At 47.0% G+C, this 18,917-nt stretch carries 20 protein-coding genes; 3 read left to right on the top strand and 17 right to left on the bottom strand.

Annotated features, from left to right (window positions below; all coding sequences use genetic code 11):
• Nucleotides 1-7 precede the first annotated feature (7 nt).
• The 3 genes from spoIIAB to MHH49_RS19905 form a co-directional block, all read right to left on the bottom strand.
• Entirely contained in the window at nucleotides 8-463 is a 456-nt protein-coding gene (gene spoIIAB, locus MHH49_RS19915) for an anti-sigma F factor (RefSeq protein WP_036676058.1), read from the bottom strand.
• On the bottom strand, nucleotides 460-813 hold the full coding sequence (spoIIAA, locus tag MHH49_RS19910; protein WP_036676057.1) for an anti-sigma F factor antagonist: 354 nt from the start codon (nucleotides 811-813) through the stop codon (nucleotides 460-462). The genes spoIIAB and spoIIAA overlap by 4 nt, the downstream gene beginning before the upstream one ends.
• Nucleotides 814-988: 175 nt before the next feature.
• Nucleotides 989-2,125, bottom strand: a complete 1,137-nt coding sequence (locus MHH49_RS19905) for a D-alanyl-D-alanine carboxypeptidase family protein (protein WP_235219379.1) — start codon at nucleotides 2,123-2,125, stop codon at nucleotides 989-991.
• Nucleotides 2,126-2,489: 364 nt separating this feature from the next.
• Here MHH49_RS19905 and MHH49_RS19900 point away from each other — a divergent pair, with 364 nt between their 5' ends.
• Nucleotides 2,490-3,503 (top strand): serine hydrolase domain-containing protein, encoded by a 1,014-nt coding sequence (locus MHH49_RS19900; protein ID WP_339809702.1) that lies wholly within the window; start codon nucleotides 2,490-2,492, stop codon nucleotides 3,501-3,503.
• Nucleotides 3,504-3,613: 110 nt separating this feature from the next.
• Here MHH49_RS19900 and MHH49_RS19895 read toward each other — a convergent pair whose 3' ends face one another.
• From MHH49_RS19895 to MHH49_RS19855, 9 genes are all read right to left on the bottom strand, one after another.
• Nucleotides 3,614-4,945: a pyrimidine-nucleoside phosphorylase gene (locus MHH49_RS19895; RefSeq protein ID WP_036676056.1), complete on the bottom strand. Its 1,332-nt coding sequence runs from the start codon at nucleotides 4,943-4,945 to the stop codon at nucleotides 3,614-3,616.
• 161 nt (nucleotides 4,946-5,106) lie between these two features.
• Nucleotides 5,107-5,925, bottom strand: a complete 819-nt coding sequence (locus tag MHH49_RS19890) for a purine-nucleoside phosphorylase (protein WP_036676055.1) — start codon at nucleotides 5,923-5,925, stop codon at nucleotides 5,107-5,109.
• Nucleotides 5,926-5,974: 49 nt separating this feature from the next.
• On the bottom strand, nucleotides 5,975-7,153 hold the full coding sequence (deoB, locus tag MHH49_RS19885; protein ID WP_036676054.1) for a phosphopentomutase: 1,179 nt from the start codon (nucleotides 7,151-7,153) through the stop codon (nucleotides 5,975-5,977).
• Nucleotides 7,154-7,395: 242 nt separating this feature from the next.
• Nucleotides 7,396-8,289 carry a site-specific tyrosine recombinase XerD gene (xerD, locus tag MHH49_RS19880; protein ID WP_036676053.1) on the bottom strand — a complete coding sequence of 298 codons (894 nt, stop codon included), beginning with the start codon at nucleotides 8,287-8,289 and terminating at the stop codon, nucleotides 7,396-7,398.
• A 159-nt stretch (nucleotides 8,290-8,448) separates the two neighbouring features.
• On the bottom strand, nucleotides 8,449-8,682 hold the full coding sequence (locus MHH49_RS19875) for a DUF4227 family protein (protein ID WP_036676052.1): 234 nt from the start codon (nucleotides 8,680-8,682) through the stop codon (nucleotides 8,449-8,451).
• A gap of 162 nt (nucleotides 8,683-8,844) precedes the next feature.
• The gene (gene fur, locus MHH49_RS19870; RefSeq protein ID WP_036676051.1) at nucleotides 8,845-9,309 is read right to left on the bottom strand and encodes a ferric iron uptake transcriptional regulator; all 465 of its coding nucleotides are present in this window, start codon (nucleotides 9,307-9,309) and stop codon (nucleotides 8,845-8,847) included.
• Nucleotides 9,310-9,399: 90 nt separating this feature from the next.
• Entirely contained in the window at nucleotides 9,400-10,050 is a 651-nt protein-coding gene (gene spoIIM / locus MHH49_RS19865; protein ID WP_036676050.1) for a stage II sporulation protein M, read from the bottom strand.
• Between the two features lie 82 nt (nucleotides 10,051-10,132).
• Nucleotides 10,133-11,332, bottom strand: coding sequence for an endonuclease Q family protein (locus tag MHH49_RS19860; RefSeq protein ID WP_339809698.1), 1,200 nt, complete (start codon nucleotides 11,330-11,332; stop codon nucleotides 10,133-10,135).
• A complete protein-coding gene (locus MHH49_RS19855) occupies nucleotides 11,323-11,895 on the bottom strand; it encodes an NUDIX hydrolase (protein ID WP_036676048.1) in 573 nt (190 codons plus the stop codon). The genes MHH49_RS19860 and MHH49_RS19855 overlap by 10 nt, the downstream gene beginning before the upstream one ends.
• Before the next feature lie 77 nt (nucleotides 11,896-11,972).
• Between MHH49_RS19855 and MHH49_RS19850 the strand changes: the two genes are divergently transcribed.
• On the top strand, nucleotides 11,973-12,146 hold the full coding sequence (locus MHH49_RS19850; protein WP_155288161.1) for a hypothetical protein: 174 nt from the start codon (nucleotides 11,973-11,975) through the stop codon (nucleotides 12,144-12,146).
• 1,049 nt (nucleotides 12,147-13,195) lie between these two features.
• Here the strand turns inward: MHH49_RS19850 and MHH49_RS19845 are convergent.
• Entirely contained in the window at nucleotides 13,196-14,323 is a 1,128-nt protein-coding gene (locus MHH49_RS19845) for a tripeptidase T (RefSeq protein WP_036676047.1), read from the bottom strand.
• A 94-nt stretch (nucleotides 14,324-14,417) separates the two neighbouring features.
• Between MHH49_RS19845 and prli42 the strand changes: the two genes are divergently transcribed.
• Complete coding sequence (prli42, locus tag MHH49_RS19840; RefSeq protein WP_094872112.1) at nucleotides 14,418-14,519, top strand: stressosome-associated protein Prli42; 102 nt, start codon at nucleotides 14,418-14,420, stop codon at nucleotides 14,517-14,519.
• 70 nt (nucleotides 14,520-14,589) lie between these two features.
• Here prli42 and lipB read toward each other — a convergent pair whose 3' ends face one another.
• From lipB to MHH49_RS19820, 4 genes are all read right to left on the bottom strand, one after another.
• Nucleotides 14,590-15,309: a lipoyl(octanoyl) transferase LipB gene (lipB, locus tag MHH49_RS19835; protein ID WP_036676046.1), complete on the bottom strand. Its 720-nt coding sequence runs from the start codon at nucleotides 15,307-15,309 to the stop codon at nucleotides 14,590-14,592.
• A gap of 54 nt (nucleotides 15,310-15,363) precedes the next feature.
• Nucleotides 15,364-16,734, bottom strand: coding sequence for a dihydrolipoamide acetyltransferase family protein (locus MHH49_RS19830; RefSeq protein WP_076104402.1), 1,371 nt, complete (start codon nucleotides 16,732-16,734; stop codon nucleotides 15,364-15,366).
• Nucleotides 16,735-16,878: 144 nt separating this feature from the next.
• Entirely contained in the window at nucleotides 16,879-17,865 is a 987-nt protein-coding gene (locus MHH49_RS19825) for an alpha-ketoacid dehydrogenase subunit beta (protein WP_036676034.1), read from the bottom strand.
• A 3-nt stretch (nucleotides 17,866-17,868) separates the two neighbouring features.
• Nucleotides 17,869-18,900 carry a thiamine pyrophosphate-dependent dehydrogenase E1 component subunit alpha gene (locus tag MHH49_RS19820; RefSeq protein WP_036676031.1) on the bottom strand — a complete coding sequence of 344 codons (1,032 nt, stop codon included), beginning with the start codon at nucleotides 18,898-18,900 and terminating at the stop codon, nucleotides 17,869-17,871.
• Nucleotides 18,901-18,917: the final 17 nt, after the last annotated feature.

Genomic DNA, 18,917 nt, shown 5'->3' with positions numbered 1-18,917 from the left:
CCAACCCCTAATTGTATAAAGCTTTTTTCGAAACGATGGTTTTCTTCATTGAGATCGAAGTGCCGTGTCCCGGTTCACTAGTGACTTCAAATTCATCCATGAAATTCTCCATAATGGTAAAGCCCATGCCCGACCGCTCCAGCTCTGGCTTTGAGGTATATAGCGGCTGTTGTGCCAGCTCCAAATCCTCAATGCCCCGTCCCTGATCCTCAATGGTTAAATGTACCGTTTCGTTGTCCAGCGAAGCTGAAATAGTCACAATACCTTCCGGATCACTATCATACCCATGAATAATACAATTGGTGACCGCCTCCGACACGACTGTCTTCAGATCATTCAGCTCGTCCATTGTAGGATCAAGCCTAGAAACGAACGCCGCTACAACTACACGCGCGAATGATTCGTTCTCCGAGAGTGCAGCGAACTGCACGTTCATGAAGTTACCAGCCTTACCATTTGTCATAACGCAACCTCCAAATCCGAGAGTGCAGTGCTCTCGTCGTCATATAGGGGCATGATCTTGAACAGGCCTGACATTTCCAGAAGTCGCTTCACAGGTGCCGTTGCATCACACACCACCATTTTGCCGCCTTTACTATGGATCAGTTTATACCTTCCCAGAATTACGCCGAGACCCGAACTGTCCATAAACTGCAGATGCTTAAGACTAAGGATCAAATGCGATACCTGACCCCGCATAATCGCTTCATCCATATCCATTCTTACAAAATCGGCGGCATGATGATCGAGTTCCCCAGATAAACGGACAATCAGCACACCCCTGTGATGCTCCATTTCCACATTAGAATTCATGCTTGCCACTCTCCTCTTCGTTGCTTTGAAAACTTGGCCTTAAGAGACAGTACCCATTCTCTTCAAGGACAAGGTTTCTACGTGGCAAATCAGGAATCCTGCCTCACGACAAAACTAGAAGAAAACCCCTATGAATCTACAAAGCACATGGGCGCAATCTACAAAAAAGCTCTTTTTAATCCATGCCGAACATCGAGCCTGTTGTACGTTTAAAGAGCTTCCACCAGCCTGCTTTTGCCACAGCTTCCCCTGCTTTAAGTTCATACTCTTTAATCACTTGGGTTCCTTGGTAGACAACCAGCTTGCCTATGGACTGGCCTTCAGCCACTGGTGCCTTCACGCTTTCTGGAAGTACTAGTTCGTGACGAATGCCTTCTTGCGTCACACCTTTTTTCAAAAGAACACTATACGTCTCTTTCGCCGTAATCGGCAGCTCGGACTTCACACCCTTCTCAATCTTAAGGGTACCAATAGCGTCCCCTTCTTTGTGAATAGTGTGGATCTTATATTGCGAAAAGAGATAGTCAAACATGCCCGACACTTCACTGTTACGTGTCTTCGTGTTCGGCTCACCCAGCACAACAGCAACAGCACGCAGACCGTCTCTTGCAGCCGTAGCGGATAAGCAGAATTTTGCTTCAGCGGTATATCCTGTTTTCAGTCCATCAGCACCTGTATAGAAACGTACAAGCTTGTTCGTGTTTACCAACCAGAATGGTTTGGTGGAATCCTTACGCAGATAATCCTGATAGGAACCGGTATATTTGATAATTCTATCATGCTTTAAAAGCTCCCGGCTAATTACCGCAATATCGTAGGCTGAGGAATAGTGATTAGCAGCTGGAAGACCGTTGCAATTGGCAAAGTGGGTATCTTTCAGACCCAGCTCTTCCGCTCTTTTATTCATCAGATCGACAAAAGCGCTCTCCGAACCCGCTATTTTCTCTGCCATCGCCACAGATGCATCATTACCGGAGGCCATAGCGATGCCTTTGAGCATCTCATCCACCGACATTTCTTCACCAGGCTCCAGGAAAATTTGCGATCCGCCCATCGATGCGGCATATTCACTCGTGCGCACCTTATCCGTCAGTTGCAGTCTTCCTTCATCCAGTGCTTCCACCGTAAGCAGCATCGTCATAATCTTCGTAATACTTGCGGGAGGCAGCTTATCATGGCTGTTCTTTTCATAAATAATAGTGCCGGTGCCTGCATCCATCAAAATCGCAGAACGCGCACCAGGCGCAAGATCTACAGCGGCAGCATTACTGCCAGAATCCTTGCTTTTTTCCTCAGCATAAGCACCTGACATCGGTCCTAGAACCGACACAACGATACAGAGCACAAGCACAGCAAAACGCATTTTTCTCACAATGGTTCCCCTCCTGAACGTTAACCTTCATATCACAGGTACTGTGTTCCAGTTTCGTCAGAAAGGGTGGAAATTATTCCATTTCTAAGTAAATAACTATAATAATTTATCCCAAGAAGTAATGTTGTTGTCAATTAAAAAAAGCCCAGCAGTAGTTGCAGAGCATTTTTATTATAGGGGAGATCAAAAATTATTTCAAATTTTAAGTATTTCCAATTTTTTCGTATTCACTTTAAAGGAAAATGGAATATTTTAACGAATGCTATTTAAGAACTTAACTGCTTATAGAGGAGTGAATATACAGATGAACCACCTTGCAGATTGTATTGAAGCAGAAGCTACACAGAACAATTTCTCTGGTGTAGTGCTGGTACAACAACATGATAAAGAAGTCAGCAGCAGCTGTTACGGTTATGCCAATAAGTCGGATAAGCGCGAAAACAATATTCATACCCGGTTCGGCATTGCTTCCGGATGTAAAATATTTACCGCGATTGCTGTCTGCCAGCTGGTCGATCAGGGATTGATTTCTTTTGAAAGTAAACTAATAGATTATCTTAAAAAGGTAGAGTTCCCTCTCTTTAGTCCTGACATCACCATTCATCAGCTACTTACGCATAGCTCTGGTATTCCGGATTATTTTGATGAAACAATTATGGATGATTTCGAGGACCTGTGGAAGGCACGGCCTATGTACACCTTGCGACAGCTTGAGGATTTTGTGGCGATGTTCCGAACCCTTCCCATGATGTGGACCCCGGGCGAACGTTTCCACTACAACAATGCCGGCTATATCGTGCTAGGCCTTCTGGTGGAGGAACTGAGTGAAATGTCTTTTTCCGATTATGTAGAGCATCACATCTTTAAGCCTTGCGGAATGGAGCAATCCGGTTACTTCACGTTAGATGCCTTACCTGCCAACTGTGCACTAGGATACATAGAGGAAGAGAACGGGAACTGGAGAACCAACATCTACTCAATCCCGGTAAAAGGAGGCGCTGACGGTGGAGCTTTCGTCACTGCCCCCGACCTGCAGCTATTCTGGAGCGGGTTAATGAACCATACATTATTGAGTCCAGTACTCACTTCATTATTGCTTACTCCCCATGTACATGTGGATGGCGAAGGCTATTATGGTTATGGTGTATGGATTACCCTCCGCGAAGAAAAAGTGTTCAAATTTCACATTATGGGCTATGATCCCGGTGTTTCCTTCCGGTCGGCTATCTATCCAGCTAGTGGCGAGACTGTGGTCGTATTATGTAATACAAGCAGCGGGGCTTCGCAGATTTTCAATAAGATCAATAACCAGTTATAAATATTGCACCATTGAGCAAAACGCAAAGCAGCGACCTTCCCGTTATGGGAGGATCGCTGCTTTGTTGTCTGTTTACGGCCATAGCCATGACAATATTTATATTACCTTGACTAGTACCGTGTTACCCCATCTTTAGTAACAAGTGCAAATACCAAAGGTTGGGCAGGAACAGGTTCAGAAGTGATACGGTAGGCTTCTAACACCTTACCTTCAGCTTCCTCAACTTTCTTCTCACTGGCATCGTTGATATGCAAGACTGCAAGCGTCTCGCCGATCTCTACAGCATCTCCAACCTTTTTGGAAAGTTGAATCCCCACAGCCAGATCGATTACGGATTCCTTAGTTTCACGTCCAGCTCCAAGCAGCATAGCCGCAACGCCAATTTCCTCGGCCTGAATACCTTCTATGAACCCTTTGGTTTTTGCTTTCACTTCAATGAATCGCTTAGCAGTAGGGAGCTTCTCCGGAGAATCAATTTGCGATACATCTCCACCTTGTGCCTTCACGATTTGTTTGAACTTCTCTAGCGCACTGCCATCTTCAATATGCGTCATAAGAATCGAACGTGCCTCCGCTTCATCCTTGGCTTTGCCGCCAAGAACAAGCATCTGGCTGCCCAGAATAAGACAGACCTCCTGTAGATCCTTTGGACCATGACCCTTCAAGGTCTCGATTCCTTCCTTAATTTCCAACGCATTTCCGATCCCGTAACCAAGCGGCTGGTCCATATCACTGATGATTGCAACGGTATTGCGACCCAGATGCGTTCCAATGTCAACCATCGCCTGAGCGAGTGCTATAGAATCATCCAGCGTCTTCATAAAAGCACCGCTGCCTGTTTTGACATCCAACACGATCGCATCCGCACCTGCTGCAATCTTCTTGCTCATCACAGAGCTTGCAATAAGGGGGATGGATTCAACTGTTGCAGTTACATCCCGAAGGGCATACAGCTTTTTGTCTGCGGGTGTAATGTTGCCCGACTGACCGATCACGGCAGCCCCGATCTCCCCTACTTGGTCAAAGAAACGCTCACGAGCCATCTCGATAGAGAAACCACTGATTGACTCCAGCTTATCGAGCGTGCCTCCAGTGTGCCCAAGTCCACGACCGGACATCTTCGCTACCGGTACTCCAGCAGAAGCTACCAAGGGTGCCAATACTACAGTTGTTTTATCGCCCACTCCACCTGTGGAGTGTTTATCGACTTTAATACCTGCGATTGGGCTAAGATCTACTTGATCGCCGGACATCGCCATTTCCATCGTTAGATCGCCGGTTTCCCGCGCGTTCATGCCTTGAAAATAAACAGCCATTGCCCAAGCAGAGAGCTGATAATCAGGCACTTCACCTTTACTGTAGCCCTGAATTAGAAAGGAAATTTCCTCACGACTCAGCTCTCCGCCATCTCTTTTTTTCTGAATAATATCGACAGCTCTCATATTACACCTGCACTTCACGGACAATTGCGCGAGCAAGTCCAATAAATTTTGGTCTAGTCAAATTAGTTACCTTCATTATCTGTTCAAACGTCAATGGCTCAAGTTCATTCACTTGTGTCATAGATTGGACCTCCCAAAAATTCAAAATGCAGTACCCGAAATTACATTTTCGGAATAAAGCCCAACACTAGCTTCAGGAAACGCTCACGCACACGGTCTGCAGTTTCCATAACCTCTTCATGGTTGAGAGGTTGATCCAGAATTCCCGCAGCCATGTTAGTAATACAGGAGATACCCAATACCTCGATACCTGCATGACGGGCAACAATGGTTTCCGACACAGTAGACATGCCCACAGCGTCAGCCCCTAGATGACGAAGCATTACGATTTCAGCAGGTGTTTCGTAGCAAGGTCCCAGCAGACCTGCATATACGCCTTCTTTGAATTCGAAATTCTGCTGCGCTGCCGTTTCCTTCGCTACCTTGATTAGGCGGCGACTATAAGCGGTTGACATATCCGGGAAGCGCACGCCCAGTGCAGGATCATTAGGTCCTATTAACGGGTTCCGCCCCGTCATATTAAGATGATCCGTAAGGAGCATAAGATCGCCCGGCGTGAAATCTGTGTTCACTCCACCAGCAGCATTAGTTACTAATAGGCTGGCTATACCAAGTTCTTTCATAACCCGAACAGGGAATGCCGTTACCTCCGGTCCATATCCTTCATACATATGAAAGCGGCCCTTCATCATCACGACACGGCGTCCTTCAATCATACCGATCAGCAGTTCTCCCTCATGCCCTTCTACAGTGGACACAGGGAAGTGAGGAATCTCATCATATGGAATGCTGATTCCATCGGTGATCAGGTCTGCCAGCACACCGAGTCCTGAACCAAGGATCAATCCAATTTCCGGAGCCACCGGACATTTGTCTTTTATATAAATGGCTGCTTCTTGAATTTCTTTTTGAGTTAACATGCTATGGATGATCCTCCTTAATGAATGTTGTGGCGCAACCCACATCCTTTTATTGCAGTTTCGCTAAAAAGCTTGTCCCATACTGCGGCGCCTTCGCACCGAAATTATCAGCAATGGTTGCGGCAACATCCGAGAAGGTCTCACGAATACCTAAGCTATCTGGATGCTTAAGGCGTGGGCTGTAAATAAGCAGTGGCACATATTCACGAGTATGATCTGTTCCGCTATGGATTGGATCATTCCCATGATCTGCTGAAATAATCAACAGGTCATCTTCACCAAGCGTGGATAGAATTTCAGGCAGCGCCTGATCGAATACTTCCAGTGCATGACCATATCCTTCCGGATCGCGACGGTGTCCATATAAAGAGTCAAAATCCACCAGATTCGTGAACAGCAAGCCATTGAACGGTTGGCGAAGTTGCTCAATGGTGACTTCGATACCATGTTCATTGCTCTTCGTAGGGTAAGAAGCTGTAACCCCTTCACCTGTGAAAATATCGTTGATCTTTCCTACCGCGATAACATCTTTTCCGATATCAGCCAGCGCGTTCATTACCGTTGGTTCCGGTGGTTTCACGGCATAATCATGGCGATTTGAGGTCCGTACGAACTTTCCTGGTTCGCCAACATATGGACGAGCAATAACACGCCCTACGGAGAATTCTGGAGCCATAGTTAGCTCACGGGCGATTTTACATGCGCTGTATAGCTCTTCCAGTGGAATGATATCTTCATGTGCCGCAAGCTGGAATACACTGTCCGCAGAGGTGTACACAATCCAAGCTCCGGTCTTCATCTGCTCTTCGCCATATTCAACTAGAATTTCCGTACCGGAAGCTGGTTTATTACCGATCACTTTCCGGCCAGTTGCTGCTTCGAATTTTTCAATCAATTCTGCCGGAAATCCATCCGGATACGTATTGAATGGAACCTCGATCTTCAGCCCCATCAGCTCCCAGTGCCCGGTCATCGTATCCTTACCGACAGATACTTCCTGCATCTTGCCATAATATCCTGTTGGTGAAGCTACAGGTTCAAGCGGCGGCAGCGGAGCAATATTAGCTAATCCTAACTGCTGTAGGTTAGGGAGTTTCAATCCGGGAACACGGTTCAAAATATGACCAAGCGTATGTGAACCCGCATCACCAAAATTCGCAGCATCTGGAGCTTCTCCGATACCTACACTATCCAGAACAATAAAACCAATTCGTTTAAATGAGGACATATTGTCTTCACTCCTTTTTTAATATAGATCGTTAGTTCATTCGTTTGCACCAACAAGAAGAAACGGCTGTACCTTCTCCCGGAAGTCAGATGCTTCCGTAGCTAGCGATACAATGTATCGCCTGTCAGGTATCCGTTTCTGCCAAAGGATAACCTGTGGAAAATTACCCATTCCCCAGTCTATCCTATAAGTATGATTCCATCATAACTATCTTACTCACAAAAAGCATCTTTGAAGCATGATCAGCGAGCTCTGGGATGATGGCTCTCATATACTTCCTTCATATTCTTACGGGCGATACCGTTATAAATCTGAGTCGTCGAAATATCAGCATGACCCAGCATTTGTTGTACGGAACGCAAATCCGCTCCACCTTCCAGTAAATGGGCGGCGAAGGAATGCCTAAGCGTATGCGGTGTAATATCCTGCTCAATGTTTGCTTCCCGTGCGTATTTTTTTATGATTTTCCAGAACCCCTGGCGGGTTAATCGCCCACCTAGGCTATTCAGGAACATGGCCGGCTCCTCCTGATGATCACGAAGCAGCTTGTCCCGCATAAGAGAAGTGTAAGCTGCTACACTCTCAGCAGCAATGGTTCCAATGGGAACCACTCGTTCCTTGCCCGAAGTCCCTGTACAGCGCGCAAACTTCATGTCCGTATGCACATCGTCTACGTTAAGAGAAATCAATTCAGAAACCTTTATCCCCGTTGCGTAGAGCAATTCCAGCATTGCCTTATCGCGCATCCCTTGTGCTGTACTCACATCTGGAGCAGCCAGCAGCCGCTCAACCTCCGAAACCGCAAGCACCATAGGCGGCTTCTTATCAGGCTTCATGGTTTCCATGTCCAGTGTTGGATCCTGCTCAATTAAACGTTCCTTCAACAAATAATGAAAAAAGGCCCGCAGGGACACCGCGTTTCTGTTGAGCGTTGCAGTGGCTCTTCCCGCTCCGCGTAAGGAGCCAAGATATAACATCACATGAGATCTTCGGATTTCTTCAGGCTGTTCAGCCCCCCGCTCTTCAGCAAACTCTAGAAACTGCGATACATCCCTACCGTAAGATTCCAGTGTATTCGGGGACAAGCCTTTATCTCCGGACAAATAATGTAAAAAAGGCTGCAAGTGTGACTTCATTATTTCACGCTCCTGTCCTGGCGCAGCTACTCTTAGTGTCTTCCTGCAGCACATTCAGCATGAGGCTTCAGCAGATGTGTACACAACTCTTACTCTGCATAAATCCACCCTAGCTTTCTTCGACATTCTTCTCGCTTGTTCCTGCTTCCTGCGGAGCTTTCATTCTCCGAACCAGTAATAGAAACGTAAGCGCTGCCTTGCATCCAGACCATCATCACCAACCTCGGCGTGATCAAATGCCCGAACAGCGGTGCCTTCAGGAATTCCATAGTTCTCTATCGGACTAAGCCATTCCCCTAGCCAGCTCATAGCATAGTAGAGTAAATAGCTTAGAGCCACAAACATGATCATAAAATACAGCTTGCGCACTGTTTTGGGCACAGAAACAATCATAAGGACGCCTCCTATTACATATAAATGAATTCTGCTCGTCCTTCATTTTATGCTCCAAAAAAGGCTGATATGTATAGCTCTAATAGACTAATCATTTAAAAAGCCCCCTCCGGTATAGGAACCGGGGAGGACTTGTGAAGTTAATTCTTAATATAAGATAACTTAGGATGGATTTCCGTCTGTATTGTTCTTATCAGTACAGCGGTAGCAAATCCCATGGAAATCAAGTCTATGATCAAGCACTGTGAAATTAAACTCTTTCTCCAGTCGCTCTTCCAGCGGACCGAGCCAATCCTCGCGAATCTCATCCATACTGCCGCATTGCACACAAATTAAGTGATGATGATGATGCTTCGCAGTATCTGTTCGCAAATCATACCGGGCTACACCGTCGCCGAAATTGATCTTTTCTACGACATGTAGCTCACTGAGAAGTTCGAGGGTACGATACACAGTCGCAAGACCGATCTCGGGAGCTTTCTCCTTCACGAGCATAAATACGTCTTCCGCGCTAAGATGATCTTCCTCATTCTCCAGCAGCACTCTTAAGGTCGCTTCCCGTTGGGGTGTAAGCTTGTATCCTTGGGATTGTAACTGTTGCTTAATCTTGTCTATCCGTGCTTCCACCTGTCTCCCTCCCCCTTGGATAATTACCGCACCGGTCTTCAAACCACTTCTTCCATTATAGGGGGTGTCGCTTTCAGAAGTCAAACGCTTTTACTGCACAGTCAAGGTCGTCACCGCTTGTACAAGTGAAGGCGTGACCCAACGCATCATGGTTGGTGTAACCCAGGTCTCAAAACATGAAATACCCAGGATCAAAAGCGCCATCACAAATGACAATATAGTGTACATGGTAAAAGGACGAGTCACTGGCGTCCGGCGTTGTCCCATCACCCGGCTGCGGATCATCTGCAAGGAAAAAGCTATCGCAGCTGCACTGCTAACCAGCAGCACAGGGATCAGCACCAGATTATGTGGAGCCACAGAAACTAACGCGAACAACATCCCATGCCAAGAATATTGACTGACCAAACAGCCAACCGTAAAACCGATCAGTACCCCTTTTAAAAAATCAAGAATCAAAATTCCCGGCAGCCCAATGACCGACAACCCAAGAATCCAGATCAGTCCGATCCATTTCAGATTCAAGGCTGCTATACTCCAGTACGAATCAGGTGCGGCTGGCAGACCTTGCTGATCAACCGTAACAAAGAAATTCCCCAGATAATCCCCCAGCTCCTGCTGCTGATCCATCGTAAGCGCACTAACGATAAGAGCTCCAAATACAACACCTACCAGAAATAATACGCCGACAAAAATATACAGAGGCGTCTGTTCCTTCATCATCAGCCGTAAATTACGCATTTGGGACGTTCCCCTTTCCGGTTACATGTTACACCATATGAGAAAACGTCCCGCGATATGACTTGTCCTTTAGGTAATGACTCTACTTTCTGGGCTGTACCACTTTACCGTACGTCCCGCCACCGCCTGCTGATAGCTCCAAAATGCCAGAGCGGGCCTGGACGATCATCGACGCCAGATCCGCACCTACAACGCTGGCAATTTCCGCTTCACCACAACCATGTAAAATGTTCATCTCAGTTCCAAATGCTTGCAGTAACGCGTTCATCTTCGCCTTCCCTAACCCCGGGATAAATTCAAGCGGAACCTGATAATGATAGGGTGGACGGTCAGCAGGCACTATCGGCGTCTTGCGGTCAGCAATATCTAGGATCCGGTCGAAGACACCTCTAACCAGCTTAAGACTGCCGCAATATTGGCAACGATCCGCGTTGACATAAGCCTCATCAATAATACTGCCGCAGCCCCCGCAATAGCTCCGGTGGTATTTGCCAAGCCGTGGATTAAGTCCGAAATTTGCACTTACCTTCCGTCCATCTTTACGTTCCAGTGCAAGCCGCAGTTCAGCGAACGAAGGCTGTGCCAGCTCCATCACATTATACTCACGCCCTAGCTTACCCAGTGAATGCGCATCTGAGTTGGTTAGAAACGTGTAATTATCAAGTTCAGAAAGATATCCAGCCATTTCGGAATCCGCACTCAGCCCGAGTTCAACCGCAGCTATGCGGTCCAGATCAAAGATGTCCGCCATACGCTCTGCAGCACAGCCGTACAAGCCCTTGTGAGGCGTGAAAATATGTGCAGGAATAAGAATGCCTCCCCGCCCGTAAATCTCATCCTGAAGCTCCCTAGCCGGAGCATACAGGCGCTGGGAACTTAGATTCACATTCCGCATATAGCGGCTCATCCACGCACTAAAGTCGGTCATGCGTTCCACGTCCGGCATGTAAGCGAGCACATGGCACTCTTTTCGCCCAGGCTCGCGGATTTCAATCTCTGTCCCCAGAATGATCGTAGTCCCTCGGTAAGCAATCCCTCCACCTTCAGCTAACGTCATCTCTCCAGATTCCAAAGAGCGCTGAATATCCCGCAGTACGCCAGGTGAATGACTGTCTATAATACCGATCATTTCTAGTCCCTTGCGCTCTGCAGCTTCTTTGGCAATGCCCGCAAAGGTAAGCTCGCGGCTGCCGCTAATTTTGACAGCCTGACCTTCCGACGTTCGTCCAATATGAACATGCAAATCGCAATAGAAACTCTTCAGTCCAGTTGTTAATTCCATTGGCCTGTCAGCGTGTATAGATGCCAAGCGTATACTGCCATCATCGTTTTTGCATCCGCGATGCGCCCGTCAGCCATATATTGATACGCTTCCTCCAAGGTAAGCTCCGAAACCTCTAGGAATTCGTCCTCGTCCAGTGACATATCCCCTGGTTGAGCATTAGTAGTCACATACAAATGAATAATCTCATCGGCGAAGCCGGGAGAAGTATAGAAGGATTTAAGCAATTTCAGATCTCCACTGTGAAATCCAGTCTCTTCCTGAAGTTCACGACCAGCCGCAACTAATGGATCTTCACCTTTATCCAGCTTCCCAGCCGGAATTTCTACCTCAGTGCGTTGCATGGGCTGACGGTATTGCTCTACAACAAGCATTTTGTTGTTGTTTAAAGCAAGCACCGCTACGGCGCCAGGATGCTTCACAACTTCACGTGTCGCAGTATTTCCATCAGGCAGTCTCACTGTGTCCACCTGCAAAGATATAATCTTCCCATCAAAAACAGGCTGTGTAGACAATGTCACTTCATCAAGCTCGGGTTTGCTGTGCAAATGTTGTTCTCCCATAAAGTTTCTGGTCTCCTTTTTCTCTATTGTGCATACGGTGTATTATAGCAAACTTAAAGGGAAAGAAGGAATTTCAGATGAACGAAATCTTCAGCCGTACAAGCTCATCCGCAGTTATGATGGTAGGTAAGCCGGAGGAAATAAAGGCCATCTTGGCTGGATGGATCCAGCAGTATGGGCGCGATATGCCCCTGGCATACATTCTTTCCCTGCACGATCAATCTACAATCCTTCCGTCCAAGGCAGGATGAATTCATCCTCTCCTTTGGGACTTAGCCATACATGTTCACACAACTATAGGGGTGTCTCAAAAGCCATGAAATGGCTGCTGGGGCACCCCAGTCTTTTTGCGTTGCCCCCGATTATGGGGGATTGTGCTTAGGATGCTGGTAATGGGCACAGGTTGTTTGATTAAGCGACTATGCGCTTACGATGCTGATATCAGACACAACTTGTTGATCGCTCACGATGCTGATATCTAGCACAAGTTGTTTGATTAGGTCGCTATTGCGCCTACCTTTGTACGCTGTCGGACTCAGCTGCACTTAAACACACCTTTTCCCCACTTATGCTATGCTATCGGACCCCAGTGACGCTATCGGCACGAAAAACACACTATATGCTCCTCTTCCTAAGGAATAGCTGCGCTGGTGTCCGAAACTCTGCTCAAATGGCGATAAATTTGCTTTTAGCGTCATCTGAGTCCTTTAGCCTCAAGAGAGGGGGCGGACTTGACGCTATCTGTTGTGTCTCGGTGCTATCGAATGTGACTCGTTGCTGTGTGATGTGTCTCGGCACTATGTGATGTGACTCGCGCTGTCGGATGTGTCTCGCACTATCGGATGTGACTCGTGCTATCGGACTCAGTTGACCTTAAACACACCTTTCTCGTACTTTTGCGATGCTATCGGACCCCAGTGCAGCTATCAGCACAAAAAACACACTATATACTCCTCTTTATAAGGATTAGCTGCGCTGGTGTCCGAAACTCTGCTCAAATGGCGATAATATTGCTTATAGCGTCATCTGGGTCCTTTAGCCTCAAGAGAGGGGGCGGACTTGGCACTATCGCTCTCTGTACATCGATATGCCTATGGACCCCAGTGTAGTTACTGGCATGAAGACTTCATCGGAGCATTCCGAAAATTTCTACTTCGAGACTCGCCAAAAGCGGCGTTAGAGGTCGCATGACTTTTTTTGGATTTACCTTGATATTGCTACACTATACTCCCCATAAAAAAATGCAGAGCAGCAATCCTCCGTTACGGTAGGATCGCTGCTCTGCTGTTTTATAAGGCGATTAGCCCTTTGCGCTCTCTTTTACAATATTCACAACGAGTTCAGCCACTTTAACGATATCTTCGGCTTTAATCCGTTCCTTGGTAGTATGGATATGTTCATAACCCACTGCAAGGTTAACAGTCGGAACATCTAGACCGTTGAATACATTAGCGTCACTACCTCCGCCAGAGTGGAACAGACGTGGAGTAAGCCCCATAGAAGTAATGGCCCGCTGTGCAAGCTGCACTACTGCATCATGCTCATTAAAGCTAAAAGCAGGGTAGATGATTTCACTGCGGAATTCGCATTCTGCGCCGTATTCCCGCACAGTTGTCTCGAGCGCTTCGCGCATCGAAGCGATTTGATCGCCAACCTTCTCCTGCACAATACTGCGTGCTTCTGCATCCAACTGAACGTGATCACACACTACATTCGTTGGGCCGCCGCCAGCGAACTTTCCAATATTCGCTGTGGTTTCATTATCAATACGACCCAGCTTCATGGCTGCAATCGCTTTGCTAGCGACTTGAATTGCGCTGATGCCGTCCTCAGGGTTCACGCCAGCATGAGCCGATTTCCCAAAGATTTGCATCGTGATTTTAGCCTGTGTCGGTGCTGCCACCGCAATCGCTCCAACTTCACCATTGGAATCAAGTGCAAAGCCGAAGTCAGCATCCAAGTTACTTGGATCCATCGAACGTGCGCCCAGCAATCCAGATTCTTCACCCGCTGTAATCACGAATTGAATCTGGCCATGCGGAAGCTTTTGCTCTTGGATAACACGAATGGCTTCGAACAACGCAGCAAGCCCTGCTTTGTCATCAGCTCCAAGAATTGTAGTGCCATCACTTGTAATCCATCCATCTGAACCAAGTGTAGGCTTGATATTTTGTCCGGGAACAACCGTATCCATATGGCAAGTGAACAGAAGCTTTGGAGCAGCTCCTCCATTCTCAGCTGGCCAGGTAATGAATAGATTGCCTGCTCCATGTCCGGTTCTTTCTTGGGAATCGTCTTCGAGCACTTCTAAACCCAGTGCGTTAAACTTACTCTTAAGGACATCGGCGATCTGCCGTTCATTTCTTGTTTCACTATCAACTTGGACAAGTTCCATAAACTCCTGAATCAATCGGTCTTGTGAAATCACTGGACTTCCCTCTCTTTCGTGAATACGGTACAATGGTTGTACGGCATTACCATCTTCATGTTAATAACTTAAACTAAATCTAAAGGAGTTACCCATGCAACGTAATAAATGGTTCAAGATCTTCATCTACGTCATGTTGTTTGCCATGATTGCCTCTACGCTATTTATGGTTATCGAGCCGTTCCTTGCAGGTTAAACATTGCTCAGGAAGCATTAATAATAGCGGCTAGGAACACCTTGCCGCTATTTGGCCTGCACGTTTGTTCTTAATCAGCCTTTGCCATATCACAGAAAGTATCCATCAGCTCTTCATATGGAAAATGTTTCAAGAAATATGGGACCAGCTCTCTAGCCACCTCTTGAAGCTCAAATCGACGACCTGCACATTCCTCTAGAGAAGTTATTCCAAAATCGGTGATCCCGCATGGAATAATCCCTTGAAACCCGCGCGCCGCAATCCCCTCAGAAATGTTAAAAGCAAAACCATGACTGGTAATAAAACCTCTTCGAAATTTACTCTTATTAAACTTCACACCAATAGCACAGATCTTCTCATCGCCAACCCATACTCCGGTATACTCCGGTTTACGATCTCCGACAATTCCGTAGGATGCCAAATAATCAATAATAACAGCCTCCAGACTGCGCAAGTACCCATGCAAATCCACTTTGCCATCCTCTCCGAGCTTAAGGATCGGATAACCTACAAGCTGACCTGGTCCGTGATATGTAATATCTCCTCCGCGATCGATTTCAAACAGCGCGATTCCTTTTTCTTCGAGCTGCTCTTGATCCAAGAGAAGATGTTCAGGATGATTTTGTGAACCGATAGTATAGGTAGGCGGATGCTGCAAAAGAATAAGTCGCTCCGGCTGCTCGCCAGAATCAATGGCATGCACACTTTCTTTTTGCAGCTCCCAGGCCGTCCCATACTCCATAATGGGGTCATATGAAATCTGCAGCTTACGAAAATCCGTATTTTTCATACCGTCAGGTCCCCTTTTCCAGTCTCCTGCCTGCACAGTTTGGCTAGTTATTCATTAATAGAGCTTAGTGTCCGGTGTATATCCTTCTATATTATCCTTGACGCGTTGCAAGAAACGGCCACAAATGACTCCGTCCAGAATCCGGTGATCCAGGGACAGACAAATATTAGCCATTGAGCGAACAGCAATCATATCATTGATGACCACAGGCTTTTTCACAATCGATTCAAAGGTCAGAATCGCTGCTTGTGGATAGTTAATGATTGGATAAGAAAGAATGGAGCCAAACGAGCCTGTATTATTTACAGTGAAAGTCCCTCCCTGCAAATCTTCCAGACTAAGTTTGCCTTCGCGTGTTTTTTGTGCCAATTCATCAATCTCACGAGCCAACCCAGCGACATTTTTCTGATCAGCCTTCTTAATCACAGGAGTGATAACCGAATCTTCTGTACCTACCGCTAACGAGATATTGATATCACGTTTGACAATAATTTTGTCTACAGCCCAGACAGAGTTCATAATCGGGTAATCCTTAATCGCACTCACAACAGCCTTCATCATGAAAGCCAGATAGGTTAGATTGATGCCTTCCTTGCGCTTGAATTCTTCCTTATGTTTATTGCGCAGCGCTACCAGATTAGTCACGTCCACCTCAATCATCGTCCAAGCATGTGGAATCTCCGAGACACTCTGGCGCATTCTTGTAGCAATTGTGTTTCGGATTGGTGTTACATCAATCAGATATTCCGAACTGCTTCCTCGTCCACCCTCAACCTCTATCGTTGGAATACGCGGAGATTCGCTCAAATGTAGCCCGGAATGGCGAAGAGGCTCTTCCGCTTTCTTCACTTCGGTTTGAACAAACTGTGGAGCTGGTGGTTGTGATACAGACGGGGCAGGCTGACTAGCAGGAGTTGAAGCTGCGGATGTAGCTCCACCTTTTTCTAAGAAGGTTAGCACATCTTTACGGGTAATTCTGCCACCCATACCTGTACCAGTAACCAACGATAGATCAATGTTATGCTCAGCAGCCAGTGTCTGTACTGCAGGAGAATAACGAGCACGCATCGAATCGCCAGCATTTGCAGTGGACTTCTGCCCTGCAACATCATTAGAAGCATTCGATGCAATTGTCGTCTGATTCGTACTTGGAGCAGCAGCAGAGGCAGCCACAGGAACTGCAATACGGCAAATCACTTCGCCGACATTAACAACCTGACCTTCTTCCGCCAAAAGCTCACCCATAACTCCATCTACAGTCGAAGGCAATTCCGCATTTACTTTATCAGTAATAAGCTCACATAGTGGTTCATATTGCTCTACCGGTTCACCCGGTTTCTTCAGCCATTTGCCGATCGTCGCCGATACCAGCGATTCTGCCAGCTGCGGCATGATCACGTCAGTCAACTTTTGGTTGTCAGACATCTTTTCACTCCTTAAAAGTTTTACGAAGCAATGACTCTTAGAAAGACTACGCAGTAAAACTTGCTTCGTAAGCATATTCTTAAAGTTTACGAAGCTTCGTAAGCATCACTTGAGTTTTAGGAAGCTTCGCATCTACTTAACAAATTAATATTGTGCTAGCCGGAGCATTTCCGCCTTCACTTTTTCTTTACTTAGCATGAAAAACTTCTCCATTGGCGGGCTGATTGGCATCGCCGGAACATCGGGACCACAGAGACGGAAGATCGGTGCATCCAGCTCGAACAGACAATGCTCAGCGATAATGGCCGCCACTTCGCCGCCAATTCCGCCTGTTTTATTATCTTCATGCACAATCAATACCTTACCGGTCTGACGGGCAGCAGCAATAATCGCATCACGATCCAGCGGTTGCAAGGTACGCAGATCAAGAATATGTGCTGTAATTCCTTCCTCGCGTTCCAATTCTTCCGCAGCCTGCATAGCAAAATGCAGCGGAAGACTGTAGCCAATCACCGTAATATCCGTTCCCTCACGCAACAGATTAGCTTCGCCAATTGGAACGGTGTAATCCCCTTCCGGCACTTCTTCCTTGATCAGCTTGTAACACTTTTTGTTCTCAAAGAAAAGAACCGGATCAGGATCACGTACGGCTGCCTTCAACAAACCTTTAGCATCATAAGCGGAGTAAGGCGCTACAATCTTCAATCCAGGTGTACCAAAGAAAATCGATTCTGGACACTGTGAATGATACAAACCGCCGAACACCCCGCCGCCAATAGGGGCACGAATGACAACCGGGCAACTCCAATCGTTATTTGAACGATAACGGATTTTAGCCGCTTCACTAATGATTTGATTCGTCGCTGGAAGCATAAAGTCGGAGTATTGCATTTCAGCAATTGGTTTCATTCCGTACATAGCTGCTCCGATGGCTACACCAGCAATCGCTGATTCAGCGAGGGGTGTATCCATAACCCGCTCTTCGCCAAACTGTTCCTGTAGACCTTTAGTTGTGGTAAATACGCCGCCTTTGAGACCAACGTCCTCACCAAGCACGAACACGGAATCATCGCGCTCCATTTCTTCCTTCATCGCGAGCCTGATGGCATCGATATATTCCATTATAGCCATGGTTTATGCCCCTCCTTTGAGGTCGGAATCACTGTATACATGCAGCAGTGTGTCTTCCGGTTTCGGGAACGGAGCATTATCGGCATACTCGATAGCCGCTTTAAGCTCAAGATTGCATTCAGCAGCAAGATCTTGTTCTTGCTCGTCACTCCACAATCCCAGACCGATCAAGTAATTACGGAATCCTGCTACGCCGTCCTTCTTCCAGTTCTCATCAACCTCTTCTTTGGTCCGGTAAGCCAGATCATTATCTGAGGTGGAGTGTGGAGACAAACGGTACATCATCGCTTCAATCAGCGTAGGACCTTCACCCGCGAGGGCTCTTTCCCGCGCTTCCTTAACGACACGATAAACCTCAAGCGGATCGTTTCCGTCTACACGCACACCAGGAAATCCATAACCCAGCGCACGGTCGCTAACCTTGCCGCCTAACTGTTTATGAACAGGAACAGAGATTGCGTACTGATTGTTCTGGCACATGATAATAACCGGCAGCTTATTCACTCCGGCAAAGTTACAAGCTTCATGAAAATCCCCCTGATTGCTGGAACCTTCACCGAAGGTTACAAAGGAGACGAATTTCTTCTTCTGCATTTTGGCCGCCAGAGCAAAGCCAACCGCATGAGGGACCTGCGTGGTTACAGGGCTTGACCCTGTCACAATACGCAGACGTTTACTGCCAAAGTGACCCGGCATTTGCCGCCCACCACTGTTTGGATCTTCTGCCTTAGCGAATACGGACAACATAAGTTCGCGGGTAGTCATACCCACTGAGAGCACGAAAGCATAATCGCGGTAATACGGTAAAAAATAATCATTTTGCCGGTCCAGCGCGAACGCCGCCGCCACCTGACCCGCCTCCTGGCCTATGCCGGAGACATGAAAGTTGATCTTGCCAGCGCGCTGAAGCAGCAGACTGCGCTCATCGTATTTACGAGCGAGCGACATATATCTGTACATATCGATGACCTGGCCGTCACTAAGTCCAAGCTGCTTATGTCTGTTAATCGTTTCTACAGTACCTTGGGATTCCATAAAGAGATACCTCCTTA

The organism is Paenibacillus sp. FSL F4-0122 (assembly GCF_038002845.1).
In the GTDB taxonomy this organism is placed as follows: Bacteria; Bacillota; Bacilli; order Paenibacillales; family Paenibacillaceae; genus Paenibacillus_AQ; species Paenibacillus_AQ odorifer.
Note: the sequence above shows the minus strand (reverse complement) of the source record. Positions and strands in the feature narration are given on the sequence as shown.